The 23,480-nt window shown below is 50.1% G+C and carries 25 protein-coding genes, 1 tRNA gene and 1 pseudogene; 5 read left to right on the top strand and 22 right to left on the bottom strand.

Annotated elements, in window-relative coordinates; genetic code table 11:
- Nucleotides 1–273: pseudogene (locus HMPREF9453_RS12165) on the top strand (IS4 family transposase); the annotation flags it as partial.
- A 280-nt stretch (nt 274–553) separates the two neighbouring features.
- On the opposite strand, the gene HMPREF9453_RS08555 reads toward HMPREF9453_RS12165, so the two are convergent.
- The 7 genes from HMPREF9453_RS08555 to HMPREF9453_RS11960 form a co-directional block, all read right to left on the bottom strand.
- Nucleotides 554–1,135 carry an IS630 family transposase gene (locus HMPREF9453_RS08555; protein ID WP_008860149.1) on the bottom strand — a complete coding sequence of 194 codons (582 nt, stop codon included), beginning with the start codon at nt 1,133–1,135 and terminating at the stop codon, nt 554–556.
- Entirely contained in the window at nt 1,113–1,616 is a 504-nt protein-coding gene (locus tag HMPREF9453_RS08550; RefSeq protein WP_008860148.1) for a helix-turn-helix domain-containing protein, read from the bottom strand. Before HMPREF9453_RS08550 ends, HMPREF9453_RS08555 begins: the two co-directional genes overlap by 23 nt.
- A 130-nt stretch (nt 1,617–1,746) precedes the next feature.
- Nucleotides 1,747–2,292 (bottom strand): lecithin retinol acyltransferase family protein, encoded by a 546-nt coding sequence (locus HMPREF9453_RS11095; RefSeq protein WP_008860147.1) that lies wholly within the window; start codon nt 2,290–2,292, stop codon nt 1,747–1,749.
- Nucleotides 2,293–2,360: 68 nt separating this feature from the next.
- Nucleotides 2,361–2,807 (bottom strand): HNH endonuclease, encoded by a 447-nt coding sequence (locus HMPREF9453_RS08540; protein WP_008860146.1) that lies wholly within the window; start codon nt 2,805–2,807, stop codon nt 2,361–2,363.
- A 9-nt stretch (nt 2,808–2,816) separates the two neighbouring features.
- Nucleotides 2,817–3,038 carry a hypothetical protein gene (locus HMPREF9453_RS08535; RefSeq protein ID WP_008860145.1) on the bottom strand — a complete coding sequence of 74 codons (222 nt, stop codon included), beginning with the start codon at nt 3,036–3,038 and terminating at the stop codon, nt 2,817–2,819.
- Nucleotides 3,035–3,961, bottom strand: coding sequence for a helix-turn-helix transcriptional regulator (locus tag HMPREF9453_RS08530; RefSeq protein WP_008860144.1), 927 nt, complete (start codon nt 3,959–3,961; stop codon nt 3,035–3,037). Before HMPREF9453_RS08530 ends, HMPREF9453_RS08535 begins: the two co-directional genes overlap by 4 nt.
- A 31-nt stretch (nt 3,962–3,992) precedes the next feature.
- Nucleotides 3,993–4,136, bottom strand: coding sequence for a hypothetical protein (locus HMPREF9453_RS11960; protein ID WP_156792546.1), 144 nt, complete (start codon nt 4,134–4,136; stop codon nt 3,993–3,995).
- A 334-nt stretch (nt 4,137–4,470) separates the two neighbouring features.
- Here HMPREF9453_RS11960 and HMPREF9453_RS08525 point away from each other — a divergent pair, with 334 nt between their 5' ends.
- Together HMPREF9453_RS08525 and HMPREF9453_RS08515 are read left to right on the top strand one after the other, a co-directional pair.
- Nucleotides 4,471–4,830: a helix-turn-helix domain-containing protein gene (locus tag HMPREF9453_RS08525; protein ID WP_008860143.1), complete on the top strand. Its 360-nt coding sequence runs from the start codon at nt 4,471–4,473 to the stop codon at nt 4,828–4,830.
- 444 nt (nt 4,831–5,274) lie between these two features.
- Nucleotides 5,275–6,102 (top strand): PD-(D/E)XK nuclease family transposase, encoded by an 828-nt coding sequence (locus HMPREF9453_RS08515; protein ID WP_008860142.1) that lies wholly within the window; start codon nt 5,275–5,277, stop codon nt 6,100–6,102.
- 185 nt (nt 6,103–6,287) lie between these two features.
- On the opposite strand, the gene HMPREF9453_RS08510 is transcribed toward HMPREF9453_RS08515, so the two are convergent.
- Together HMPREF9453_RS08510 and HMPREF9453_RS08505 are read right to left on the bottom strand one after the other, a co-directional pair.
- Nucleotides 6,288–6,378, bottom strand: a tRNA-Ser gene (locus HMPREF9453_RS08510).
- Between the two features lie 293 nt (nt 6,379–6,671).
- Complete coding sequence (locus tag HMPREF9453_RS08505; protein WP_008860140.1) at nt 6,672–7,961, bottom strand: peptidoglycan-binding protein; 1,290 nt, start codon at nt 7,959–7,961, stop codon at nt 6,672–6,674.
- 389 nt (nt 7,962–8,350) lie between these two features.
- Between HMPREF9453_RS08505 and HMPREF9453_RS08500 the strand changes: the two genes are divergently transcribed.
- Together HMPREF9453_RS08500 and HMPREF9453_RS08495 are read left to right on the top strand one after the other, a co-directional pair.
- Complete coding sequence (locus HMPREF9453_RS08500) at nt 8,351–9,793, top strand: alanine/glycine:cation symporter family protein (RefSeq protein ID WP_008860139.1); 1,443 nt, start codon at nt 8,351–8,353, stop codon at nt 9,791–9,793.
- Between the two features lie 287 nt (nt 9,794–10,080).
- Nucleotides 10,081–11,532, top strand: a complete 1,452-nt coding sequence (locus HMPREF9453_RS08495) for a carboxylesterase/lipase family protein (RefSeq protein ID WP_008860138.1) — start codon at nt 10,081–10,083, stop codon at nt 11,530–11,532.
- Between the two features lie 357 nt (nt 11,533–11,889).
- Here HMPREF9453_RS08495 and hisIE read toward each other — a convergent pair whose 3' ends face one another.
- The 13 genes from hisIE to rbfA all read right to left on the bottom strand — a co-directional run bounded on the left by hisIE (nt 11,890) and on the right by rbfA (nt 23,260).
- Complete coding sequence (hisIE, locus tag HMPREF9453_RS08490; RefSeq protein WP_008860137.1) at nt 11,890–12,567, bottom strand: bifunctional phosphoribosyl-AMP cyclohydrolase/phosphoribosyl-ATP diphosphatase HisIE; 678 nt, start codon at nt 12,565–12,567, stop codon at nt 11,890–11,892.
- A 9-nt stretch (nt 12,568–12,576) separates the two neighbouring features.
- On the bottom strand, nt 12,577–13,332 hold the full coding sequence (gene hisF / locus HMPREF9453_RS08485; RefSeq protein ID WP_008860136.1) for an imidazole glycerol phosphate synthase subunit HisF: 756 nt from the start codon (nt 13,330–13,332) through the stop codon (nt 12,577–12,579).
- Between the two features lie 449 nt (nt 13,333–13,781).
- Entirely contained in the window at nt 13,782–14,498 is a 717-nt protein-coding gene (hisA, locus tag HMPREF9453_RS08480; protein WP_008860135.1) for a 1-(5-phosphoribosyl)-5-[(5-phosphoribosylamino)methylideneamino]imidazole-4-carboxamide isomerase, read from the bottom strand.
- Nucleotides 14,495–15,109: an imidazole glycerol phosphate synthase subunit HisH gene (gene hisH, locus HMPREF9453_RS08475; protein ID WP_008860134.1), complete on the bottom strand. Its 615-nt coding sequence runs from the start codon at nt 15,107–15,109 to the stop codon at nt 14,495–14,497. The genes hisA and hisH overlap by 4 nt, the downstream gene beginning before the upstream one ends.
- Nucleotides 15,109–15,687, bottom strand: a complete 579-nt coding sequence (gene hisB, locus HMPREF9453_RS08470) for an imidazoleglycerol-phosphate dehydratase HisB (RefSeq protein ID WP_008860133.1) — start codon at nt 15,685–15,687, stop codon at nt 15,109–15,111. Before hisB ends, hisH begins: the two co-directional genes overlap by 1 nt.
- Nucleotides 15,684–16,754 (bottom strand): histidinol-phosphate transaminase, encoded by a 1,071-nt coding sequence (gene hisC / locus HMPREF9453_RS08465; protein WP_008860132.1) that lies wholly within the window; start codon nt 16,752–16,754, stop codon nt 15,684–15,686. Before hisC ends, hisB begins: the two co-directional genes overlap by 4 nt.
- Entirely contained in the window at nt 16,744–18,033 is a 1,290-nt protein-coding gene (gene hisD, locus HMPREF9453_RS08460) for a histidinol dehydrogenase (RefSeq protein ID WP_008860131.1), read from the bottom strand. The genes hisC and hisD overlap by 11 nt, the downstream gene beginning before the upstream one ends.
- A 21-nt stretch (nt 18,034–18,054) precedes the next feature.
- Entirely contained in the window at nt 18,055–18,675 is a 621-nt protein-coding gene (gene hisG / locus HMPREF9453_RS08455; protein ID WP_008860130.1) for an ATP phosphoribosyltransferase, read from the bottom strand.
- A gap of 1 nt (nt 18,676) precedes the next feature.
- Entirely contained in the window at nt 18,677–19,891 is a 1,215-nt protein-coding gene (locus HMPREF9453_RS08450; RefSeq protein ID WP_008860129.1) for an ATP phosphoribosyltransferase regulatory subunit, read from the bottom strand.
- A 268-nt stretch (nt 19,892–20,159) separates the two neighbouring features.
- Nucleotides 20,160–21,086, bottom strand: coding sequence for a bifunctional riboflavin kinase/FAD synthetase (locus HMPREF9453_RS08445; RefSeq protein ID WP_008860128.1), 927 nt, complete (start codon nt 21,084–21,086; stop codon nt 20,160–20,162).
- A 7-nt stretch (nt 21,087–21,093) separates the two neighbouring features.
- Nucleotides 21,094–21,945 (bottom strand): tRNA pseudouridine(55) synthase TruB, encoded by an 852-nt coding sequence (truB, locus tag HMPREF9453_RS08440; protein WP_008860127.1) that lies wholly within the window; start codon nt 21,943–21,945, stop codon nt 21,094–21,096.
- Complete coding sequence (locus HMPREF9453_RS08435) at nt 21,945–22,910, bottom strand: DHH family phosphoesterase (RefSeq protein WP_008860126.1); 966 nt, start codon at nt 22,908–22,910, stop codon at nt 21,945–21,947. Before HMPREF9453_RS08435 ends, truB begins: the two co-directional genes overlap by 1 nt.
- Nucleotides 22,907–23,260: a 30S ribosome-binding factor RbfA gene (gene rbfA / locus HMPREF9453_RS08430; RefSeq protein WP_008860125.1), complete on the bottom strand. Its 354-nt coding sequence runs from the start codon at nt 23,258–23,260 to the stop codon at nt 22,907–22,909. Before rbfA ends, HMPREF9453_RS08435 begins: the two co-directional genes overlap by 4 nt.
- Nucleotides 23,261–23,480: the final 220 nt, after the last annotated feature.

Here is a 23,480-nt window from a genome sequence, read left to right as displayed (position 1 = left end):
GCCGTCGTCTGCACACGATATATGCTCCTGGCTGTCGAGGAACGTGAGAACACGGATGGGCGAAGCCTCGGCGAGCTCTTCTATCTGGGGCTTGATGAGCTTCCGGACTTGAAGTACATGGAAGCGCTTCGCCTCGTGTTGCAGGAGTTTGCGGAGCAGCTTCGGGCAGAATATCCGTCAGAAGTCTTGCTGGTCGAATCGCTCTTGGAACGATTCCTGAACGATCTGCCCGCTCTTTGGATGAGTCGTCTGCGTGCACAGAAGTGTGCGTGAATGGCTTTCGACATTCAGTTCAAGCTGATTTATCAAGGCATACGGGATGTTTTCCGTGTGCGAAGTTTGAGTAAAGAATATTATTAATCCACTCTTCCAAGAAAACCGTCTTGCCCGTGGATTTAACAAATTCGTCGCACTTTGATACCTTTTCCCCACATATCCTCACTGCAACTCTCCGCTTTTTTCATGGTGATGCCTTCTTTCCTAGTTTTTCTCTATTTTACAAAAATATGCCGTGTTAGTCATCAAATAATTATAGTAAACGACAAAAGTAACTTTACTTAAAGTTGCACAACGACCTAAGCTGGTCATTCGGCTTTGCCCAGGCCTTAAATGCATTATCAACAGTTTCCTTAAGGTCTGCCAACGATGCAAAGAAGGTGTTGTGAGTATTTTCCTTCCGTGTCTTTCGCCAGACCTGCTCAATTGGATTCAGATCAGGTGAATAAGGAGGCAGCTTTAAAAACGTAACTTTGTCCCTGATATCTGAATACTCCGGCTGTTTCTCGGTATCAATAAGCCGAATGGTTTTCTTATGCCATGGAGCATTATCCATCACAAGTACATAGTGCTTCCCTTTTGGCAATGGTCTGGCTTCCAGAAATGCCCGGATGGAAGCAATTGTTGTCTCGTAGTTAAAGGTTTCCGGCTCTGCAGTGAATAATTCTCCTGTATCCGGGATAACAAATCCGCTGTAGGAGGTCTTGAAACGTCCGGGAAACGATTTTACGGTAGGTGCACTTCCCTTTTTGAACCAGCTGCAGGTGATAGTGGTCTGGATCTGGAAATGCACTTCGTCCTGATAAACAAGGATGGCAGTATCGTCTTCTTCTATTTCAGATCGTTTTTTTAAAGTCATTCCGCTCTTCTGTATCCTCATAGCCTTTCGAAGGATACGGCTGAGGACGAATGAGTGAATAACCAAGGGCATGAAACAGCCGCTGGCATTGACGGACACTCATCGTGATGTCATAGGTACTTTTTATATATGAAGCAAGCGTTGGTCCATCCCAGTTTTTATATCCGAGCTCATTGGGATCTGACTGGAGTACGTTATCAATTGCTTTAAGTTGTTCATCCGTAAGTTTATTAGGCCTGCCAGGACGAATTTTGGACCTGAGTGCATCGAATCCCTTTTCATCTGCAGTCTTAACCCACCCGGAAACAGCCATTTTGCTGACGCCGGCCATTGCGCCGATGTCTGCAGCAGAGCATCCGGAGAGCACCATGTTAACAGCAAACACTCTGAAATGGAACTTGGACTCGTCAGTTGACGACATAATTGCTTTGCCCTGCTCCAGCAGGATTTCAGGGTCGGTATGGTATTTTCGCTTATTCATACGCTATTCCTCCGCTTATTCATATGCTATTCCTCCATTTAGAGTATAACATATGCAAGCGCTATTTCAAAGTAAAGCTATTTATGTCGTTTACTATAGTTCAGATCAGCTTTTCCCTAACAATAATTCACTACATAGGACCACCACAACGGCACCAAGTTGCGAAATTATCGCAATTATTTAAAATCAGGTTATAGTCGCATTCACCCAAGCGTGACTCTGCCCTCCTTACAATTTCCTCAGGAGAATACAAAGCTTTCTCGGTGTTACATAATATAATATCATCACCATCAGCAAAATCTTCCAATGTTGATCTTCTGACCTCTTCATCATTGTATTCTATAACACAGCCATTTCCTACATAAACAGCATGATGACTATAAAAAGACCGGTTACATTTCACGTGGTCACCAATTGAAAGTTTTTCTTCTGCCTCTTCTGGGGACATGCTGCAAAAAAGACTCTCTCCAATTCTTTTAGGAATATCCATTGCGTCTTTAACATTTTCTTCAGAGTCAATGAAATTGTTCACCTTGTTCATAAAATTTCCCAGTGTATCTGAGACTTGGCGCACGTCTTCTTCGCGCTCTCTTCTTGTCTCCCTATCCCCCAAATTAAACAATGAATATGGATTTTCATCCACTCTTCCTGGTATTCTAAACTTAAAGAAACCCATAAGAATCACTCCTTTTCATATACACTAGGAATTACACAATCTCCTACCTGATGCCTCTTAAGTAAGACTTACCTTTGATTCCGATTTCTACTGATTTCATCCAGCAGGTCTGTATCTTTCTTATTTCTATCCCGCAGTTCTCTTCTTCTTCTCTCCAAGTCCTTTTCTGTATCGTCCGTGCGGTTTCCTTTGGAGCGGTTGCAGTGGGGACAGAGGTACTGGAGATTATCCATGGTGCTTCCGCCGCCCCGACTTTGCGGGACGATGTGGTCCACGTCCATCTGGGAGGCCCTGAATTTTCTTCCACAGTGAGGACAGGTATACCAGCCGTTGTCTCCGCCGATGTTTTCCCGGGCAGTCTTTCTGTAATTGCTGCCTCCGTCCATGGCATCATTGTACATGTCCACGATTTCCCTGTTGGAACGGTGCTGTCTTCTTTCCCGTCTTTCTTTTTCCCGTTTTCCCTGATCCGCCAGTGCTTCGGCGGCGGAGCTCAATATATCAAATAGTCCCATGTTCCCTCCTCAGTAAGGAATCTTGCATTCATACTTGCTGCAGCTCTGCCAGGATTTCTTTTTCATCCGCACGGTCTTCATGCACAGTGCTTCCTTCGACATATCGAAGCGCCAGAATCCGCTGGAGCCGCCTACCGGTTCTATGGCGGAATTGGTGGGATCGTACCAGTATTTGCAGAACGCGCAGAAGCGGCAGGTTCTTTCGTGGATATTTGTCAGTTTCATGCTCATAATGTAACCTCCTCGCTTTGTAAAACCTTCACCCATTTTCCCTGGCTGCCCAGCCACATGTCCAGTCCTTTGCCATAGGCTTCGGCGGTCAAAGTATAGATACCGTCTTTATGGGATAGGATGCGGGCGGTGGGAAGGCGGTCGAGCACTGCTTCCACGGAGGGACCGCTGTAGGTGAATGTGACCCGGCGCAGGACGCCGGGGTACATGAACTGCACCCGTTTCCGAAATTCTCCATCCTTGAAACGGTCCTGGTAGGGAACCTGGAAGTGGTCCCCTGTCTTTTCCATGGTTTCTATGCGGTCCACCCGGAAGATGGTGGGAAATTCCGTTTCCTCTTCTTTGTAGGCCACCAGGTAGAAATAGAATTCGGAGAAAAGGAGGGCCACCGGCTTAGCGGTGTGCTCTTTTTCTGCCCCGTCCTGCCGCTTGTAGGAAAAACGGATGATTTCCCTGTTTTTGATGAAAAGGGAAATATCCCACAGGGCATCCAGCAGTTTCTTCCCATGCCGGGGCGGGACGTAGCAGAAAGTTTCGTTCCGTATCATGTCTTTCACTACCTTGCGCCCTTCTCTGGGACAGGCTTCAATAAGTTTGTCCAAAATGGTGTGGAGTTCTTCTTTGGCAAAGGCCCGGCTTTCCAGAAGGATTTTCGCCATGGCCAGGATTTCCTTCCTGGTGAGGCATCTGCTTTCCTCCTCCACCAGACGGTATCCTTTCGCCTGCCTGTCGTAGCAGATGTCCGCTGCCCCTTCGTCCCTGTCGCCTGCCAGGTAGCTCCGGATGTCATCGATGTCCCGCTGGATGGATTTCTCCGTGACTCCGTACTCTCGGGCCAGCACTTCCTTGGAAATCAGTTCGCCCCGGGATAGGCGGTGGTATATTCCTAAAAGCCGCTGGCCCTTGTTTTCTCCTTCTGCCATATTTCCTCCTTTATTCCTTCATTGTAGCCATTCACATGGACAGCTGGTGGGGTTCTGCCAAAAAAGGCGCAAAAAAGCCCATGCGCAGAAGACACACCTCCTGCACATGGACTTTCCATGATTTATATGAAATAGTACCTGCTTTTCCCGTTTCTTCCCACAGATAAGCGGACATGACAGCACCCCCATCAAGGCTTATTAGATAGTAACGTTCAAGAAGTTTTAACTCATAAATATTTTATATGTTCCCATGACTTAATTATAACCCATGAATCACGTCCCAGGAAGCCCCAGGTTTGATCTTATTTAACTCATTTTTTAGCATAATGAGGCGCATTGGCAGAAACCGCCCGTTTCCGCCGTCCCTGCAGCTTCCATTTCTCCATGGAATCCGTCTGTTTCCATTTCTTATCTTGTGAAGCTAAATTTTTAGCTTATTTAGGTGACATGCCTGCCCCGATTTCATCATATAATATAATAAAGAAGTCAAAGACATGAGAGGAACGGTTATGGAAACAAAGCGGGAAATCATCATGCGCCAGATTGGCGCAAAAATTGCGTATCAGAGAAAGATTCACGGCTACAGCCAGGAGCAGCTCTCCCAGAAACTTCATCTGGGCAAGACCGTGCTGTCCCGGGTAGAACGGGGCAAGTACAACCAGAATATCTCCCTCAATATGCTGCTGGATATTGCCGAGGGTCTGGGCGTGCCGGTGTCGGTGTTCGTATCTTTCACGCCGGGGGAGCAGGCCCTCTGGAACGGCTACGGCCTCCGGGATACGGTGGTGACGGAGGGAGACGTGATGAAATTCGTCCGCCGCCTGCACGAAAAGAATCCGGACTCTCCCCTCTTTCATGATGACAAGTAAGGGAGAATGGTAAATGGTAGAAAAAGGCAGCCCCCTTCTGGAAATCAAGGGCGCTGCCTTTTTTGTGTGGGATAGGAAGCGGTGGTGTTGGAATAAAATAAAACCGGATACATGCCGCTGTGTCCAGTTTTTGATTTCTGAGCTGAGCACCCATAGTGCCACCGGGGCAAAGGTGTTGGCGCCAGCCACCAAAGGGAGATACCGCCATTATCTGATAAATCTCATAAGTATCATAAGGCATAGTGCCGCTAAAAGGGGTGTATTTCTATCGCCCGACAGGGCGGTTGCAGGGTTTTATAATAACTGGCGGCGAAGCCCCCCACCACCAGCGGTCAGCCTAATCTCTTCCATCTGGCACCTTTTTAGTACAGATGTCCAAACATTTCCTCATTGTGACGATTTTGAATTCCAAGTATAATAGGAGTAGAGAAAGGCGGTGCTCCAATGAACGAACAGACCTTATCGGATTTGCAGAAACGGCGGCATACGCGTGCTCTGCAGATTATCAAAAGATGGCGTCTTATGGATGATGATTTCATGAAGCGGTGTCTCAAGAATAACATTCCTGCGGTAGAATGCATTCTGCGGATCATTATGGAACAGCCCGATCTTCATGTATTATCGGTAACCATAGAGGACACGATCCCCAGTCTTTTGGGACATGGAATCCGTATGGACGTGCATGCTGTTGACTCTGCCGGAACTGAATACGATATCGAGGTGCAGCGTTCAGACAAAGGAGCCGGTGCCAGAAGAGCCCGTTTCAACAGCAGTCTTCTGGATCTGAACAGCTTGAAAAAAGGAAATACCTATGACCAGCTGCCTGAAAGCTATGTCATTTTTATTACAGAAAATGATATTTTCAAGGCGGGACTGGCCCGTTACCATATCAATCGAATCATCGAAGAATTAAGCCGTCCCTTTAATGACGGAGAACATATCATTTATGTAAATGGAGATTATCGCGGCTCCGATGATATAGGTAAGCTGATGAATGATTTTCGTTCATCCAAAGTGGATGATATGATTCTGGAGCCGTTAAAGGAAACAGTCAATCGTTATAAAAATAACCCCAGGGAGGTGGCTGCCATGTGTGCCGATTTGGAAAAATGGAGTATGGATGAACGTTCTGAAGGACGCGCTGAAGGTGCTGAACTGCTTGCCCGGCTTTTGAAACTGCTGCAGGCAGAGGGCCGCGCCGATGATGTCAGGCTGGCTTTGGAAGATAAGGAAGCCCGGGAAAAGCTGTATAAGGAATATCATCTGGAATAAATCAGAACCGGACAAGGCTTGAGCCCTGTCCGGTTTTTGCTTTCCTTGCTGCATGTACGCAGGAAGGGGCTTAAGTTCGCTTACCATTGAATTGACATCATAGCCCTTTGCCAAGCGTTGGAAGGCTCCTGGGTTATGGCTTTTCTGACAAATAAAAAAAGCGTCGAATCATCGACGCTTTTTTATGGCGGAGTGAGGGAGATTCGAACTCCCGCACCGGTCACCCGGTCTAACGATTTAGCAAACCGTCCTCTTCAGCCACTTGAGTATCACTCCACATAGCTGACTTGTATAAGGATACACTATGAAGGGCCTCATTGTCAAGGACTTATTTTTTATTCTCTTCTTTTACGGCCTGCTGCTTTGCATCTTCATTAGATTTCGCTTCCATGGTTTCATCCGTGGTATGACTCATTATCAGTAACGTTCTTAACAGCAGTGCCCTATTTCCCTTCCTTTTTCAGCATTTCTCCTTCATGTGACATCAGGGGCAGTTCATATCCCGGCTTCCTGCGTTTCTGCAGGCGGTGCCATATAGGAACAAAAAAGACCGGAAGCCCGGTCTTTTCTTATCGTATCAGATATACATTCACTTTGGGTTTCATACCCCATTTGTAGGCCTGGTCATAATTATCCACGCCCACATCGATAATATTTCCATGAATGGCGCCGCCTATATCGTCGCAGATGGCATAGCCATAGCCTTCGATATACACTTCACTGCCCAGAGGGATAATATTGGGATCCACCGCTGCATGGCCTTTGCCTGCATAGGCACCCATGGCTGTCATCCCTCTTCCGTCTCCATCATTAGGCGTGTAGGCGGTAGCTTCCATACGGAATACTTTTTTATAGTTTCCTGTAAAGCGGGGTGCGCTGTCCAGTCTGTCCCATACATCACCGTCAGCAATGCCGGTTCTGGCCAGATTTTCTTCTGCCTGGAGCTGACGCACTGCCTCGGCAGTACCTTCCCCATAAATGCCATCTACACTGCCGGGATTATAGCCGTGAAGGAGAAGTTTGTTCTGGAGGCGGATAACTTTCTTCCCGGAGTCTCCCGGGGAAAGCACAGTTTCACCGCTCTGGGCCGCATATTCAGAGGTAATACGGGACAGGGTGTCTCCATTCACCATGCCGGTGACGGAAAGGCCTTCATCGCTCTGGAAGGCTTTCACTGCAGAGGCGGTATCGCCGCCGTAAATGCCGTCTACCGCTCCATCCAAGTATCCCATTTTCTTCAGCTTCCGCTGAATCGATGAAACATCACTGCCGCTGTCACCGATGCTGTAAAGGGAGGATCCTCTGTCGCCGCTTCCTTCCTCTTCCCCGCTTCCTTCGTAGGAAACGGAAGAGGTATCTTCATTTCTCAGGGCACCATAGGTCATTTCATCAATGACACCGGAAACAGGAATGCCTTTGGCTTTCTGGAAGGCCCTTACGGCGTTGGTGGTATCTTCACCGTATACGCCGTCAATGCCGCCTTTCAGATAACCTGCGGCCTGGAGCCGCACCTGCATGTCACTGATCATGCTGCCCCGGTTGCCCTCGGCGTAAACTACGCCGCCGCCGGGACGATAGCCCGCTCCGGCGGCCCGTTCAATCGCTGCCCGGGTATCATCATCAGCCCTGCCGGTAACAGGCAGGCCTTTGGCCTTCTGGAATAAGGCCACTGCTTCTTTTGTGGTGGAGCCGTAATCTCCATCTACTGTACGTGCAAGATAGCCTGCCGCTACCAGGTCGTTCTGCAGGGAAGAAACTTCACTTCCCGACATACCGATAGACAGGGTCTGGGCAGACGCGGTAAGAGACGCCACCAGCCAGATGGCTGCGGCGCATCCCCATGTATATAAAGCACGCATTCATATCACCTCCATAGACTCCTGTATTTTACCATTTTCTGCCGATTTTGTAAAAAAAAGAGTAAAACCCTCATATTTCATACTGCAAATGATTCGTTTTTGAGGCTTGCTTAACCGGGCAGAAATAGTGATTTTTTCGGTGGGAAATATCCTCTGAAAATACCGGAAATCGGGGGATTTCAGCCCAAGAGGAGAGCTGTTTTATCGGGGAATTGCATTTGGACAAATCTTTGGAATAAATGCAAAGAGCGCCAAGTCACCTTTGCCTCCCCTAGGGGTCATCACTCCTTTTGATTTTCCCCTTTCCAGTCATATTTTTTGAATTGTCTAAATCTGGAAATCATATTATAATAATTATGTATGCGTAGCTTTCATTTCAAGGAGGAAATATGGAATCACTGAATCAACTGATTTCCACCATTAACGGATTTTTATGGTCATCTGTTATCATCGCCCTGCTGGTGGGAGCAGGCTTCTATTTTACTGTCCGCACCAGGGCTGTACAGATTCGTTACTTCGGACGGATGTTCCAGCTCATAGCCCATACGGCCGGCCGGAAGACCGAGGGAAATGAGGTTTCTCCTTTCCAGGCTTTCTGTGTCAGCACCGCCTCCCGCGTAGGGGTGGGCAACATTGCAGGCATCGCCATTGCCATCGTATCCGGCGGTCCCGGCGCTATTTTCTGGATGTGGTTTATTGCGGTCATCGGTTCCGCCACGGGCTTTGTGGAATCTACCCTGGCCCAGCTTTATAAGGTGCCAAGAGAAGACGGCAACGGCTTCCGCGGCGGTCCTGCCTATTATCTGAAGAACGGCCTCGGCCACCGTATCTGGGCTGCCCTCTTTGCCATTCTGATTTCCGTCACCTACGGTATGATTTATAATTCCGTACAGTCCAATACCATTTCCCTGGCCCTGAACCATGCACTGGGTCTGGACCGTATGATGGTAGGCGGCGTGGTTACTGTGCTGGCTATGCTGGTCATCTGCGGCGGCATGGGCCGGGTGGCCCGGGTGACAGAATGGATGGTGCCTATTATGGCAGGCATTTACATCGTGGTTGCTCTGGGCATTATGCTCTATAATATTACCGAAATGCCCCATGTGTTCTACATTATCCTCCGGGATGCCTTCGACTGGCAGGCAGTATTTGGCGGCGGCATGGGCGCTGCTGTGCTCACCGGATTCAAGAGAGGGCTTTTCTCCAACGAAGCCGGCGAAGGTTCCGTACCAAATGCAGCAGCCACTGCAGATGCCACCCATCCGGTGGTGCAGGGCCTCATCCAGGCCTTCGGCGTGTATGTAGATACCCTTTTCATCTGCTCCGCTTCTGCTTTCATCGTTCTTCTTACAGGAGACTACAGCGCCACCGGCCTGACCGGCATCGAACTGATTCAGTGGGACATGTCCCAGTACTTCGGCAGCGGCGCTCCGAAAGCCGTTTCCTTCCTCATTTTCCTCTTTGCCTTCACTTCCCTTATTGGAAATTATTATTACGGGGAAATCAACATCGGCCATCTCACCCATAAAAAATGGCCGCTGAACCTCTTCCGCCTTCTCATTGCTGTCATGATTTTCTGGGGTTCCATTGCGGATCTGCCCCTTGTGTGGAACCTGGCGGACCTCTTCATGGCCTTTATGGTCTTAACCAACGTAAGCGCCATTATTCTTCTTTTCCCCCAGGCCCGGGCCTGCCTTCTGGATTATGAAAAGCAGCTGAAAAAAGGCATCCGGGTACCTCTCTTCCACCGGGATGTGCTTTCCGATACGAAGGGTATCGTATGGTGGGATGATAAAAACAATTCCAATCATTTGAAACGGATGGATAAATAAGGATTTCCAAAGAAAGCACGGACTCATTTACAAGTCTGTTCTTATCTATTGCTTCGTCATGGGATTTCCTAAACAGATGGCTGTTCACATCTAGTCATTCCCTGACAAAAAAACAATTGCTGCATCCATACTTGTCTAAAGGACTGTGAGGAAAGAGGGGCATCCCTTTTCCCCCACAGTCTTTTTTGCAAAGCAAGAAAAAACGAGCACCTATCTCTCTCCTCTGAAAGGATTTCTTATAGAATAAACCATTTTCCTGTTTTATATCATTTTATCAAGGAGGAAATATGATAATCAAAGCACCCTGCGGAGCCATGGAAGGCATGGAAATCCAGGGCATACATCAGTTTCTGGGTATTCCCTACGCCAAGCCGCCGGTAGGTGCCCTTCGCTTTATGCCCACAGAACTGGCAGAACCCTGGACAGGAATCCGTTCCTGCAGAAAACTGGGCCATGCTGCGCCTCAGCTCTATGTACCGGGACTTACTTTTCTGAAAAAAGAAGAGACCCTGGATGAAGACTGTCTTTATTTAAATGTGACCACCCCTAATACGATGGGAAAGCTTCCCGTGCTCTGCTGGATTCACGGCGGCGCCTTTCAGAAAGGATCTGCCACAGCAGGCATCAATCCCCCTTCCTTTGCCAGAGAAGGCATGGTGGTTGTCAATATGAATTACCGCCTTGGAGCCCTGGGATTTATGGATATGTCCGGTTATCTGGGAGATGCATACCGACAGTCCGGAAACAGCGGCCTTCTGGATATTATCGAGGCCCTCCGCTGGGTGCGGAAGAACATTGCTTCCTTTGGCGGCGACCCGGATAATGTAACCATTATGGGCCAAAGCGCCGGTGCCAAGCTCTGCGGTGCCCTGACTATCATGAAAAAAGCCAGGGGACTGTTTCAAAAAGCCATCCTTTGCAGCGGCGCCGTGCAGTGCATTCGAGATGTACATACCGCCCGGTGCATAACAGATCAGTTTATGGCCCATGCAGGTCTTACGAAAGACAGGGCCCATGAAATCCTCACCATGCCCTGGGAAGCCATTTTAAAAGCCCAGGCTCCCATGTTCCGCGGATTCAACCTGCATGCGGCAGGCCCTGTATTTGATGGCATTAATTTTGAAGGAAACGACGCCCTTGCCCTGATCCGGCAGCAAACAGGCCCGCGTATTTCCCTTCTCATGGGAACAAACAAAGATGAAACAAATCTCTACTGGCATATCTATCATGTGCATGACATGGATGAAGGGCTAGCAGAAAAACTCTTCGGCAATCGGGCACCCATCGTTATGAAAAACTACAGAAAAATTCCCAAAGACGAAAACTTCCATCAGCGTTTCGTCCACTTCCTGACAGAATACATTTACCGCGCCGGCGACATAGACATGGCGGAAACCGCTTCTGACGCAGGGCAGGACGTCTATCTCTACCGACTGGACTGGGACCGGCAGGCTTATAAAGCCTGCCATGCTTCTGAACCCCAGTTCCTCATGAGTATGGGCTCTGTCATCCACGATGTGGACCACTCGCCTGCCCATGAAGAGCTGAAAGAAGAAATGCACGGCGCCTTTACTGCCTTTATAAAAAAAGGCATGCCCGCTGCAGAGGGCATGCCCTCATGGCCGAAATTTAACAGAGAAAACCGCCGTATCATGGTCTTTGACCATCCCTGCCATGTAGAGAGAGCTGCTGCATCGGAAACAGACCTGGCCATGCCATTCCAAGTATTTGCTCTGTAAAATCTGTACATCGAAAAGGGGCTGTGAAAAAAATGGAAATTTTTTTCACGGCCCCTTTTTGATGTCTTTATTTGAGTTTAATGACAGTAAGTGACTCGCCCCATTGTCATTTCCAGCGGCATTCAATGTCAGCATCAGGGCAAAGGATTCTGAGCCGAGAGCTCCCGCCGCCATGGAGCTTCCTCACTTTGGAATGAGATTTCTCCACTTCGAAGCGCTTTCGTCGAAATGATGATATGGCAGCTGCTGCAAGCCACGCGCTGAAGTCATGTCCAACTTAAATCTCGTCCTCCGCGCAGCAGATGTCAAACTTCAGGCCCCAAAGGGCCTGCCGCCCTGATGCTCACACCGGCGGCATCAGAAGGTCTTATCCAGATGGCCTACTACTTTTTTATTTCCTTTTTTCTCATCCCGCTCTTCCAGTTTTTGCATGATGTCGTAAAGATCTACGCCGGCATTTTCCCAGAGGACGAAGAGATGGTAGAGGAGATCGCAGGATTCATCTATGATTTCTTCCTTATCTTCGTGCTGATCAGCAATAATGACTTCAGAAGCTTCCTCGCCTATTTTTTTGTCGATTTTATTCTTACCTTCCTTTTGGAGGTAATTGGTATAGGATTTTTCCTGGGGATGAATTCTGCGGTCTTTGATTTCTTCAAAGAGTGTATGAAGGATGGTGAGGCTTCCTTTCGCTTTTGTATTATCCCACTGGGCAAGGCTCCGATAGAAGCAGCTGCGGTTTCCTGTATGGCAGGCAGGGCCTTCCGGAATGGCCTCCACTACCAGAGTGTCGGCATCGCAGTCCACGTAAATGCGCTTGACATGCTGGAAATGGCCTGACTCTTCGCCTTTGTGCCACAGTTTCTGGCGGCTGCGGCTGAAGAACCAGGTGTCGCCGCTTTCCACCGTTTTGGCCAGAGATTCGGCATTCATATAGGCCACCATGAGCACTTCGCCGCTTCTGGCATCCTGCACCACTGCCGGCACCAGTCCCTTTTCATCAAATTTTATATTTCCGATGTCTACTGACTCCATAAATCCTCCTTATATCCGCACGGGAATGCCGTGGGCTGCCAAATATTTTTTTAAATCGGGAATGGCAATTTCGCCGAAGTGAAAGACCGACGCTGCCAGGGCCGCATCAGAGCCTGCTTCAAAAGCTTCCAGGAAATCTTCCATTTTCCCTGCGCCGCCGGAGGCAATAACAGGGATAGAAAGCTGCTCTGACAGGGTGTGCATGAGTTCCAGGTCATACCCCTTTTTCTCCCCATCGGTGTCGATGGAGTTCATGCAGATTTCTCCAGCCCCCAGCTCCATGCCTTTCCTGGCCCATTCCAATACGGAAATACCGGTGTTTTTCCGTCCGCCTTCGATGTACACGTCCCATCCGCCCTGGTCGTTCCGTTTACCGTCGATGGAAAGAACCACGCACTGGTTTCCAAAACGCTCGGCACTTTCCCTGATGATTTCCGGATGCATGACGGCGGCAGAGTTGACAGATACCTTGTCGGCACCAGCCAGCAGCATGGTGCGGAAATCGTCAGCTTTGCGAATGCCTCCCCCTACGGTAAAGGGGATGGTCAGCTCTTCCGCAATGGCTTTCACAGTGTCCACAAAGGTTTCCCGCCCTTCGTGGGTTGCGGTAATGTCATAAAAGACAAGTTCATCAGCGCCGGAGTCGGAGTAGTACTTTCCTAAAGCCACAGGATCATCTACGTCCTGCAGGTGATGAAATTGTTTTCCTTTGACCACCCTGCCATGATTCACGTCCAGACAGGGAATGATTCTTTTTGCAAGCATAGTTTGCTCCTTTGCGTTTTAGAAAAACAGGGGATGCCTCGCAGCCCCGGATTCAGAGGGGGCTGGAAAAAGGTTCTTAAGATTGACCGGCCTGTGGCCGGAGGGTTCTTAGGTTTGACGGGCCTCTGGGGCCCGAAGGGTGTGGACTGCCCTGTCGAAAAATGAGTATAAATTTCGCAAAGCGGTTCCTTCCCGCCGACTACTGTTTAATGCCTTTTGATTCAAACGCTGCACGTACCAAGATTCTTCGCCTGCGGCTCAGAATGACTGTGAGGGCGGGAAGGTAAGGCCGTAACGCTGAATTTATACTCATTTCCCACAAAGCAATCCACAACCCTCGGCCCGGAGGGTCGTCAAACTTACGCCCCTTCATCCGCGCAGCGGATGTCAACCCTCGCCTGCGCAGCAGGCGTCAACCGAAGCACGCAGTGGCTCCGGTTGCGGTTCCCTTATTCCTGGATTTCCCAAATTTCTTCCATAGTTACTTTTCCCTCATAGAGGGCTTTGCCTGTAATGGCTCCGTACACTCCCATGGCAGACAGTTTCCGGAGATCTTCTGCGCCGGAGACGCCGCCGGAAGCAATCAGGTGGATGCCTTCCAGAGCCTGAAGTTTTTTCATCATGTCGAAGTTCGGACCGGAAAGCATGCCGTCCCGGCTGATGTCCGTATAAATCAGCGTATTCACGCCGTGGGTCAGGAGTGTTTCTGCAAAGGTCATGACCTTGCGGCTGCTGCCGTCCACCCAGCCGTGGGTAGCCACTTCGTCTCCCTTGGCATCTATAGATACGGCAATATGATCAGCGCCAAAAGTTTTGGCGGCCTGAATGGCAAAGTAAGGGGAAGCAGCGGCTTTGGATCCGATAATGACCCGGTACACCCCCATGTCCAGGTAGTCTTTAATGGCCTTTTCATTGCGAATACCGCCGCCCACTTCCAGTGGGATGGTGAGGACTTCACACATTTTTCGGATGATTTCCTTATTGACGCCGTCCCCTTTGAAAGCACCGTCCAGATCCACCACATGAAGGGCTTTGGCCCCTTCTTCCTGCCATTTCAGCGCCATTTTCACCGGATCATCGCCGTAAACGGTAAGGTTTTCTTTTTTTCCCTGCTGCAGACGCACGCAGTGCCCATCTTCTATATCTATTGCTGGAAATATTTTCATTTCATCAACCACTTTGCTAAACGATCCCAGATGGCCATCCCTACAGAGCCCGATTTTTCAGGGTGGAACTGGAATCCCAATACATTGTCCTTTCCCACCACAGCCGGTACGGTGACACCATAATCGGCAGATGCAATGACGTCTTCCGTATCTCCCGGTGTCTTGTAGTAAGAATGGACGAAATATACATAGGAATGAAGGGGCAGGCCTTCCAGCACTTCGTGGGGCCGGTGAATGACCAGTTCATTCCATCCCATATGGGGCACTTTTAATTTCCCTTCCGGAAAATGGACAATCCGGCCGGGAAGAAGGCCCAGGGCAGGAATATGTCCATTCTCCTCAGAGACTTCATAGAGCGCCTGCATGCCCAGGCATATGCCGGCCAGCTTTTTTCCATTTTTCACTTCTTCCCGGATAAGGCCAGACAAACCGTAGCCATCCAGATGCTCCATAGCATCCTTCATGGCACCAACGCCAGGCAGGATGAGGGATTTGGCGCTTCGGATAACTTCCGGATTTCTTGTCACTTCCACAGAAAGGCCGGCCCTTTCCGCCGCCCGGACCACATTGGCCAGATTGCCTGCGTCATAATCGATAATGGCTGTTTTCATCAGAGCACTCCTTTGGTCGATAATACCCTGCCGCCTTCCACGGTAACCGCTTCCTTCAGTGCATGGCCCAGCCCCTTGAAAAGGGATTCCACAATGTGATGACCGTTTTCGCCATAAAGGCAGGCCATGTGCAGGTTCATCATACCGTGCATGGCAAAGGCCAGGAAGAATTCTCTGGTCATTTCCGTTTCAAAGGTGCCGATCCGCTCCACCGGGATTTTCACATCGTACACGAAATAGGGCCGCCCGGAAAGGTCCAGCACAATGCGGGACAGTGTCTCATCCATGGGGCAGAAGAAGGCGCCGTAGCGGCGGATGCCCTTCTTATCTCCCAGCGCTTTGAGGAACACGGTGCCCAGGGCAATGCCCAGGTCTTCAATGGTATGATGGTTGTCCACTTCCAGGTCTCCCCGGCAGGAGAGGGAAATATCCATGCCGCTGTGACAGGCAAGGAGGTTCATCATGTGGTCGAAGAAACCGATACCCGTGGTTCCCTCAAAGCGCCCTTCTCCATCGATGACAAGGGAAATGGCAATGTCTGTCTCCCCTGTTTTTCTATGAATCTCTGCCTGTCTCATGAAAGCTCCTTCCGAAATACTTCAAGGAGGGCATCATCCACATCCCTGGTGGTCACAGTAATGCGGTAGGCATTGGGGAGCTCTCCGCTGTTCCGGTAAATCTTCACCAGAATGTCTTTGGCTTTCAGGGCTTTGAAAATTTCTTCATGTTTGCTTTCCACCTGGACCAGAAGGAAATTGGTGCAGGATGGATATACGGTGAGGCCGGGAATTTTCACCAGTTCATCGAAAAGGCGGTTCCGTTCCTTCACAATGTCATCTCTCACCCTAAGAATTTCCTCCCTGTGTTTCAGTACGATGGGCGCAAAGAGCTGAGTAAAGGCATTGAGGTTGTAGGGCGCCTTGATTTTGCCGATGGCATCGATGATTTCCTTATCAGCTGCCAGATAGCCGCAGCGCATGCCTGCCAGGCCAAAGGCTTTGGACAGGGTGCGGAGCACTACCAGGTTCGGATATTTTTTGATTAAAGGCAGCACGCTTTCCTTCTGGGCAAATTCCATGTACGCTTCGTCCACGAAAACAAGATTGTCAGCCGCCTTCAGCACTTCTTCGATAAAGGAGGCCGGCAGCAGGTCGCCGGTAGGGTTATTGGGGTTGCAGATGACTGTGACTTTCGGCTGGTATTTCTTAACCGCTTCCAGAATGCCTTCCTTGTCCCGGCGATAGCCTGCCAGGTCCCTCACTTTGATGGTGCGGGCCCCCAGGGTTTCTGCTCCCAGTTCGTACATGTCAAAAGTTGGCGTATGAACCAGGATGGTATCGCCGGGGTTCAGGAATGTGCCCAGAAGGTAGGTAATCATCTCATCGCCGCCGTTGCCGCAGATGATGTTTTCCGGAGCCTGGCCGGTGTATTCCGCCAGAGCTTTTCGAAGGTCGTCAGCCATGGGTTTCGGGTAAATCTGGGGTTTAAAGGTATCCAGCGCTTCCACCAGTTTCTTTTTCAGGGATGGAATGGAAAGAACGTTGAAATAGTTTTCATTGGCATTAATCACGTATTTTTCTGCAATAGGAGCCACATAGTAGGGTTCAAAATCTTTAATTGTATTCCTAAGCCATTCAGTCTTCATCACGTACCTCCATCGCATGAGCATGAGCGGTAAGCCCTTCTGCTTTGGCAAAGAGCTGCACTTTCTTGGAAATTTTACGGAACGCTTCCTCACTGTAGCATTCCACACTGCTGTGTTTTACAAAATCATAAACCCCAAGGGGCGAGGAGAAAGCAGCGGTACCGGAGGTGGGCAGTGTATGGTTGGGGCCCGCCATGTAGTCCCCGATTGGTTCAGAAGTGTATTTGCCGAGGAAAATGGCACCGGCATTATAAATAAGGGGCAGGTATTTTTTCGGATCCGGCAGCTCTACTTCCAGATGCTCCGGCGCAATCTTATTGACGATATCAAAGCACTGTTCTGCATCTTTGCAAAGGAAAGCCTTGGCGTACTGGTCCACGGAGCTCTTCATGATTTCATAGCGGGAAAGCTCTTTCATCTGTTTTTCCATTTCCTTCTGCACCGCCAGGCCGAAGTCTTTGTCCGGTGTAATGAGGAATACGGCAGCCCGGGGATCATGTTCGGCCTGGGAGAGTAAATCGGCTGCAATCCACTTCGGATTGGCGCTGCCATCAGCCACGCAGCATACTTCTGAGGGGCCGGCAATCATATCAATGCCTACCGTACCGAAAACAAGGCGTTTGGCCATGGCTACGAAAGCGTTGCCGGGTCCTACGATTTTAAATACAGGCTCCACCGTTTCCGTGCCGTAAGCCAGCATACCGATGCCCTGAGCACCGCCGACCTTGTAGATTTCCTTCACACCGGCCACATAGGCTGCAGCCAGAATATTGGGATTCACTTTTCCGTCTTTACCGGGCGGAGTAGCCATGGCCACGGATGGGCAGCCTGCCACCATGGCCGGTACCGTATCCATAAGCACCGTGGAAGGATAGGCAGCCCGGCCGCCGGGAACGTAAACGCCTACCCTCTGGATGGGAAGAAACCGTTCTCCCAGTTCCACGCCGTCCCGGAAGGTTTTGGACCAGGATTTCCTGACCTGCTCACGGTGGAATGCTTCAATATTTCCCTTTGCTTCCTTTAATACGGCGAGGAATTCAGGACCTACAGCCTTGACTGCCTCTTCGATTTCCGACTCACTCACCCGGAAGTCCGTAAGGTCTACACCGTCAAATTTCTTTGTGAGTGCCCGAATGGCTTCATCTCCCCCCTCCTTCACCTGAGCGAGGATGGCGGACACTGATTTTTCCAAATCATCAGAGAGATTCACATTTCTATTAGTCATGGTCCTCACTTCACGGAGGGTCAGCCCTTTTTCCGGTACTTCAATCCATTCCATTTCTATGCCTTCTTTCTGTGGTCAATCCTTTTTGACCACCTGTATGAACTGATTCAATTCATCCTGTTTCATCTTGAAGGAAACCTTGTTGCAGATGAGACGGGCGGAGAAATCCATAAAATAATCGTAGGCCTCCAGGCCATTTTCACGGAGGGTCGTGCCTGTTTCCACAATATCCACAATCACATCGGAGAGTCCCACCAGAGGAGCCAGCTCCACAGAGCCGTTCAGCTTGATGATATCAATGGGCTGGAAACGGCCGGCAAAGTACTTCCTTGCAATGGAGGGATATTTGGAAGCCACCGTGAGGATGCGTTTATTCATCACATCCCTTTTCCCCTTGATACCGGACACAGCCATGCGGCATTTGCCGATACCCAGGTCAAGGATTTCATAGACATCCTCTTCCCCGTCTTCCATGAGTACATCCTTGCCAACAATGCCGGCATCAGCGGCACCACGCCTGACATAGACCGCCACATCCGGTGACTTTACCAGAGTCACCCGGATGCGGCCTTCCTTATCGGTAAAAATTAATTTTCTGCTGTCATCGGAATAATCGGGGAACTGATATCCTCCATCAGACAGGCTTTTCATCACTTTCCTGGCAATACGCCCTTTGGCGAGAGCTATATGAAGCATATCAAAATCCTCCCAGTTTTCTTTCCATTTCCTCTTTAGACAGTGCCTCTTCCCCCATAAGGAAAGAGCCTTTCTCATAGGAAGCTATCATGCGGTAATCGCCGGGGATAATGCGGTTCTTCCGGCTCACTCCAAGGACGGAGTATCCTTTATGCCTCCAGTCCATCAGAGTCAGGATCAAATCTCTGTCCGCTTCCTCATACACCACAGCCAGATCACAGGAAGGAACCATTTCCTCCAGCAGATCCTCTTCTGCCATGACCTCGTAAAGAAGGTTCATGTTAAGGCCAAAGCCGCAGGCCGGACGAGGCACCTGGAACTGGGCGGCCAGCGAATCATAACGGCCGCCGCTGATCAGGGAGTACAGGGCTCCGTCAGCATAAATTTTAAACACCATGTCCGTATAATAACCCATGTGGGAAGTAAAGGCAAAATCAAGCTGCACGGAATCACTGTAGCCTGCTACATCCAGGTATTCGTAGACCTTCTGAAGACGGCTGAGAGCCTCCATCATGCCGTGATTCAGGCACAGCCCTTCTGCCCGCTTCAAAGTAGATTCATAATCCCCAAAGAGCCGCGGCAGCTCCAGCAGTACATCCCGCTGGATTTTCGTAATAGGAAGCCCGTCAACCAAACCATCAAAGGCCACCAGATTTCTCTTCTCCATATATTCCCGCACCTGGGACAGCTGCTCCTTTGTCAGATGGAGCTCATCGAAAAGGGCGTCCATATAGGCCACAGTGCCCAGGTCGATCCGCATATCCCGGATGCCCACGGACTTTAAAAACTCCGCTGCCATGACCATGACCTCGCCGTCACACTCCGGCGTCTCATCGCCCAGCACTTCCACGCCGCTCTGGAGGAAATATTTCCCATGGGTGGACTTTCCATAATATTCACGGAACACCATGGACACATAACCAAACTTCAAAAGCTGGGACGGATCCGGATACTCCCGGGCCACCGTCTTCACCAGAGGCACCGTCACATCCGGCCGCATGACCAGCACCTCGCCGTCGGGCCCTATGGTCTTTATCATCTCCCGCTGGAGCTGGGGAAAATAGGTGCCGTAGGTATCATAATCCTCAAAGGTGGGAGTCTGGATAATCTTGCACCCGTGCCGCCGCATGACGGAAACCACAGCGCTCTCAATGCGGTCGTAATTCTTCATTTCTTCTTCATGGACCATTTTCAGGTCATCCATTGTACGAGCCATTTGCACCCTCCTCTCTTTCTTATGGTTAATACATTACCACGCTAAAGTAAGAAAGTAAAGAGGGAAGACAGTAAAAATTGTAAAAAAGTAGAAAAAGCGTCCTCTCCGGTGTGGGATATGGCGTCAGAGGACTGGCATTTGTACCTGCTGTGCTGTATATCGCAAAATAAAAGAAGCTGTGAAAAAATGATTTACCTTTTTCACAGCTCCATGAGTCTATAGCCAGGGTTACGTAATTTCTTTATCATCAGTGCTGGCCGTCTGACGTCTACCTTCTCTCTAGTATCTTCTCCGCCCTCTGTATATCCTTCTGAATCTGCGCCGCCAGTGCTTCCGGCGAGGGAAAGCGGATTTCGCCGCGGATTCTTTCCACCCATTCCAGGGTGAAGGATTTTCCATAGATATTGCTGTCGAAGTGGAATATGAAGGTTTCTATGGTCCTTTGTTTCCCTTCAAAGGTAGGATTTTTCCCTATGTTGGTAATAGAAGGATACTTTCTTCCACCAATCAGGGCAAAGGTGGCATAGACACCGTCTTTGGGAAGCACCCGGTCTTCCGCAAAAGACAGGTTAGCCGTAGGAAAGCCTAGAATATCATGGCCCCGGTGAAAGCCATGGACCACGTCGCCCTGAAGGGTATAGTTCCTTCCCAGAAGGCAGGCGGCTTCTTTCATCTGTCCCTGCTGGATGAGCTGCCTGATGGCAGTGCTGGAAACGGTTTTCCCCTCTTCCTCTGTAAGACCGGCCACAGAGACCGGTATCTTTTTTAAGCGGGACCACTCTTTCAACAGACGGCTGTTTCCTTTGGCCTGTCTGCCGAAGGTGAAATTTTCCCCTGCCGCAAGGCCGGACAGGCCGGGAAGGCTTTCCAGCTTTTCCAGAAATTCTTCGGGCTCCTCGTTGAGGAATTTCTCATCAGGTTTAAGAAAGAGGGCAAAAGCCATGCCCGCTTTTTCCATGGATTTCGCCTTTTCTTCCCTGCTCTGGAGAAGAGGCACCTGCACCTTCGGTGCAAGGACGGCCATGGGATGGGGCCAGAAGGTGAGGACGCCGGGTATGGCGCCTTCCTTATCTGCCAGTTCCCGGGCCAGGCGCAGCACTTCCTCATGGCCCCTGTGGCAGCCGTCGAAGAAGCCCATGGCCAGCACGAATTTTTTATTTGTGGGAAGTTCTTCCCATGAATGATAGATTTCCATAAAAGCCTCAGGAAAACACTTTTTTCGGATGAATGATGCCCCTGGAAACAGAAGCGATACCAAGGAAACGGGATCCCTGAAAAACGGCCGCCGCTTCCCTGTCTCCTTCCCGGCAGCGGAGTCTTTTCCCCTGAAGAAAATCGGTTCCTTCCTTTTCAGAAAGCTCCAGTGCCGGAAGGTCGGACAGAATGGGATGGAGGTCTTTGATTACGGCCCCCTCCGGATCCTTTTCTATATCTTCCAGCATCCAGGCATCCTGCAGGGTAAAAGGCCCCATTTCCGTTCTGGTAAGGCTGCTCATGGTCAAAAGGCAGCCTGCCTCCCTTCCCAAATCCCGCCCCAGTGCACGGATATAGGTACCGGCCGAGCAGGTGACGGTTATGGAAAGGAAGGGCGGCGCTATGTCTGTGATTTCCAGCTTGTAAATCGTCACGGGACGGGCAGGAATGTCTACTTTCTTTCCTTCCCTGGCCAGTTTATAGGCCCGCTCTCCTTTGATTTTAAGGGCAGAATAGCTGGAAGGCACCTGCATGATGGGCCCCCGGAATTTTTCCGCTGCCCTTTCAAAGACAGAAAGGTCCTCCGGCAGGGGGCCTTCTTCCACCACCTGTCCGGTCATGTCTTCGGTGTCGGTGGCAAGCCCCATGCGGAAGCTGGCCTCATAGGTTTTGGTATGGATAGGGGCGTATTCGATGAGCCTGGCAGCCCTTCCGAGAAATACGGGAAGCACTCCTTCCGCCATGGGGTCCAGCGTGCCGCCATGCCCTATTTTTTTCTGGTGATATATACGGCGCAGTTTGGCAATCACATCAAAGGAAGTCCAGTCCTTCGGCTTTACCACATTGATAACGCCGTCCATCAGAGATATTTCTCCGCTGCTTTCACAAAGAGGGGCTCTGCGTCAGAAAAACTTTCATGAATGGTGCAGCCCGAAGCCTTCCAGTGGCCGCCACCGCCAAATTCAGCTGCCAGATCTCCCACATTGGCATGTTCTGTAGAGCGAAGGGAAATCCTTGTTTCCTTTTCCCCTTTGTACTTGAACAGTGCCGCAATCTGGCAGCCTTTGATGCAGCGGGGAATGGAGGCATAGTAATCCGAATTTTCGCCATCCAGCTCCATGGCTTCCTTTCCCATATAGGCGATGACGATTTTTCCATCATCATAGGAATGCACCGTACCTGCCACCAGCTGATAGCATTTCATGGCTTCCTCGGTCTTTTCATCCAGCCTGTTGGCAATGTAGTCCGGCTTGGCTCCCATGGCCACCAGTTTGCTGGCCATCAGGAGGGTATGGGCAGAGGTGCAGGAGAATTTGAAGAAGCCGCTGTCGGTGCCGATAGCCATGTACAGGGCATTGCAGGTGTCCTCGTCCATGGAAATACCGGCATCGAAGAACATTTCCGCCAGCATTTCCGCCGTAGCAGCGTATTTGTACTGGAGGTAGAGATAGTCGGTGTAATGCTCGTTGGACCGATGATGGTCAATGCAGAGGCTGTCCACATCAGGGAAATTAAAATTTCCGCCGCGTTCCAGATTTCCCAGATCCGTAAACACCAGGGCGTCATAGTCCTTTCCCTCCGGCATTTCCGTATGCACCAGGGCAGCCGTTTTGATAAGGCGGTACACATGGGGCACCGGGTCCGGCAGCAGCATATCCGCTTCCTTTCCCAGCTTAACCAGCACGTTGTGGAGAGCACAGATGGAACCTACATCATCTCCATCGGGATGCTCGTGGCCTACCAGAAGGAAACGGTGATGGGACATGAGGAAATCCCAGGCTTCCTTCTTGCCGATTTCCTTTGCATGATTCAGGGCAAGGCTCATTTGTTTTCCTCCTTGTGAATTTTCTTCAAAAGGCCGTCAATGTGCATGCCATAATCCAGGGATGTATCTTCGGCGAAGGAAATTTCCGGCGTGTAGTAAATCTTCAGCCGCTGTCCCAGTTCCCGGCGTACAAAGCCCTTTCCTTTGTTCAGCGCTTCCAGGGAAGCCGCCTTTTCCTCATCGCTTCCGAAGAGGGACACAAAGATCCTGGCTTCCCGAAGATCACCGGTCACTTCTACTCCCGTCACCGTCACAAAACCGATGCGGGGGTCTTTTAAATCATGAAGGAGCATATTGCTCACTTCCTGCTTAATAAATTCCTGGATTTTTCGTACTCGTAATTCAGACATGGGTCTCACCTCACGTTTTTATAAAAATATCCGCCTTCTATGCAGTTGGATAAAGGCGGATACGATGAAATCATTATATGTGTGGGGCCTTGCTGCCCCGGGTTCAGAAGGGTCAGTTGATGGGGCTTCGCCCCGAGGGTTCTTAAGGTTCTTAAGTTTGACGGGCCCTGTGGGCCCGAGGGTTGAGGTATCGCCGCCAGAGGCGGCGATGAACTTTTTA

The sequence above is a fragment of the Dialister succinatiphilus YIT 11850 genome, from assembly GCF_000242435.1.
Classification (GTDB): Bacteria; Bacillota; Negativicutes; order Veillonellales; family Dialisteraceae; genus Dialister; species Dialister succinatiphilus.
The sequence above is the reverse complement of the archived record's forward strand: the minus strand, read 5'-3'. Positions and strand labels throughout refer to the sequence as shown.

Bases quoted from the DNA above. Each gene is read 5' to 3' on its own strand.
- hisB (WP_008860133.1), bottom strand. From the start codon at position 15,687: ATGAGACAGGCAGAGATTCATAGAAAAACAGGGGAGACAGACATTGCC.
- HMPREF9453_RS08505 (WP_008860140.1), bottom strand. From the start codon at position 7,961: ATGCGTGCTTTATATACATGGGGATGCGCCGCAGCCATCTGGCTGGTG.
- HMPREF9453_RS08540 (WP_008860146.1), bottom strand. From the start codon at position 2,807: ATGGGACTATTTGATATATTGAGCTCCGCCGCCGAAGCACTGGCGGAT.
- HMPREF9453_RS08500 (WP_008860139.1), top strand. From the start codon at position 8,351: ATGGAATCACTGAATCAACTGATTTCCACCATTAACGGATTTTTATGG.
- hisC (WP_008860132.1), bottom strand. From the start codon at position 16,754: ATGAAGACTGAATGGCTTAGGAATACAATTAAAGATTTTGAACCCTAC.
- HMPREF9453_RS08550 (WP_008860148.1), bottom strand. From the start codon at position 1,616: ATGAATAAGCGAAAATACCATACCGACCCTGAAATCCTGCTGGAGCAG.
- HMPREF9453_RS08525 (WP_008860143.1), top strand. From the start codon at position 4,471: ATGGAAACAAAGCGGGAAATCATCATGCGCCAGATTGGCGCAAAAATT.
- HMPREF9453_RS08445 (WP_008860128.1), bottom strand. From the start codon at position 21,086: ATGGAAATCTATCATTCATGGGAAGAACTTCCCACAAATAAAAAATTC.
- hisIE (WP_008860137.1), bottom strand. From the start codon at position 12,567: ATGGAGTCAGTAGACATCGGAAATATAAAATTTGATGAAAAGGGACTG.
- HMPREF9453_RS11960 (WP_156792546.1), bottom strand. From the start codon at position 4,136: ATGTCCGCTTATCTGTGGGAAGAAACGGGAAAAGCAGGTACTATTTCA.
- hisA (WP_008860135.1), bottom strand. From the start codon at position 14,498: ATGAAAATATTTCCAGCAATAGATATAGAAGATGGGCACTGCGTGCGT.
- HMPREF9453_RS08435 (WP_008860126.1), bottom strand. From the start codon at position 22,910: ATGAGCCTTGCCCTGAATCATGCAAAGGAAATCGGCAAGAAGGAAGCC.
- hisH (WP_008860134.1), bottom strand. From the start codon at position 15,109: ATGAAAACAGCCATTATCGATTATGACGCAGGCAATCTGGCCAATGTG.
- HMPREF9453_RS11095 (WP_008860147.1), bottom strand. From the start codon at position 2,292: ATGGGTTTCTTTAAGTTTAGAATACCAGGAAGAGTGGATGAAAATCCA.
- HMPREF9453_RS08450 (WP_008860129.1), bottom strand. From the start codon at position 19,891: ATGGCTCGTACAATGGATGACCTGAAAATGGTCCATGAAGAAGAAATG.
- HMPREF9453_RS08555 (WP_008860149.1), bottom strand. From the start codon at position 1,135: ATGACTTTAAAAAAACGATCTGAAATAGAAGAAGACGATACTGCCATC.
- HMPREF9453_RS08535 (WP_008860145.1), bottom strand. From the start codon at position 3,038: ATGAGCATGAAACTGACAAATATCCACGAAAGAACCTGCCGCTTCTGC.
- hisD (WP_008860131.1), bottom strand. From the start codon at position 18,033: ATGGAATGGATTGAAGTACCGGAAAAAGGGCTGACCCTCCGTGAAGTG.
- hisG (WP_008860130.1), bottom strand. From the start codon at position 18,675: ATGCTTCATATAGCTCTCGCCAAAGGGCGTATTGCCAGGAAAGTGATG.
- rbfA (WP_008860125.1), bottom strand. From the start codon at position 23,260: ATGTCTGAATTACGAGTACGAAAAATCCAGGAATTTATTAAGCAGGAA.
- truB (WP_008860127.1), bottom strand. From the start codon at position 21,945: ATGGACGGCGTTATCAATGTGGTAAAGCCGAAGGACTGGACTTCCTTT.
- HMPREF9453_RS08530 (WP_008860144.1), bottom strand. From the start codon at position 3,961: ATGGCAGAAGGAGAAAACAAGGGCCAGCGGCTTTTAGGAATATACCAC.
- hisF (WP_008860136.1), bottom strand. From the start codon at position 13,332: ATGCTTGCAAAAAGAATCATTCCCTGTCTGGACGTGAATCATGGCAGG.
- HMPREF9453_RS08515 (WP_008860142.1), top strand. From the start codon at position 5,275: ATGAACGAACAGACCTTATCGGATTTGCAGAAACGGCGGCATACGCGT.
- HMPREF9453_RS08495 (WP_008860138.1), top strand. From the start codon at position 10,081: ATGATAATCAAAGCACCCTGCGGAGCCATGGAAGGCATGGAAATCCAG.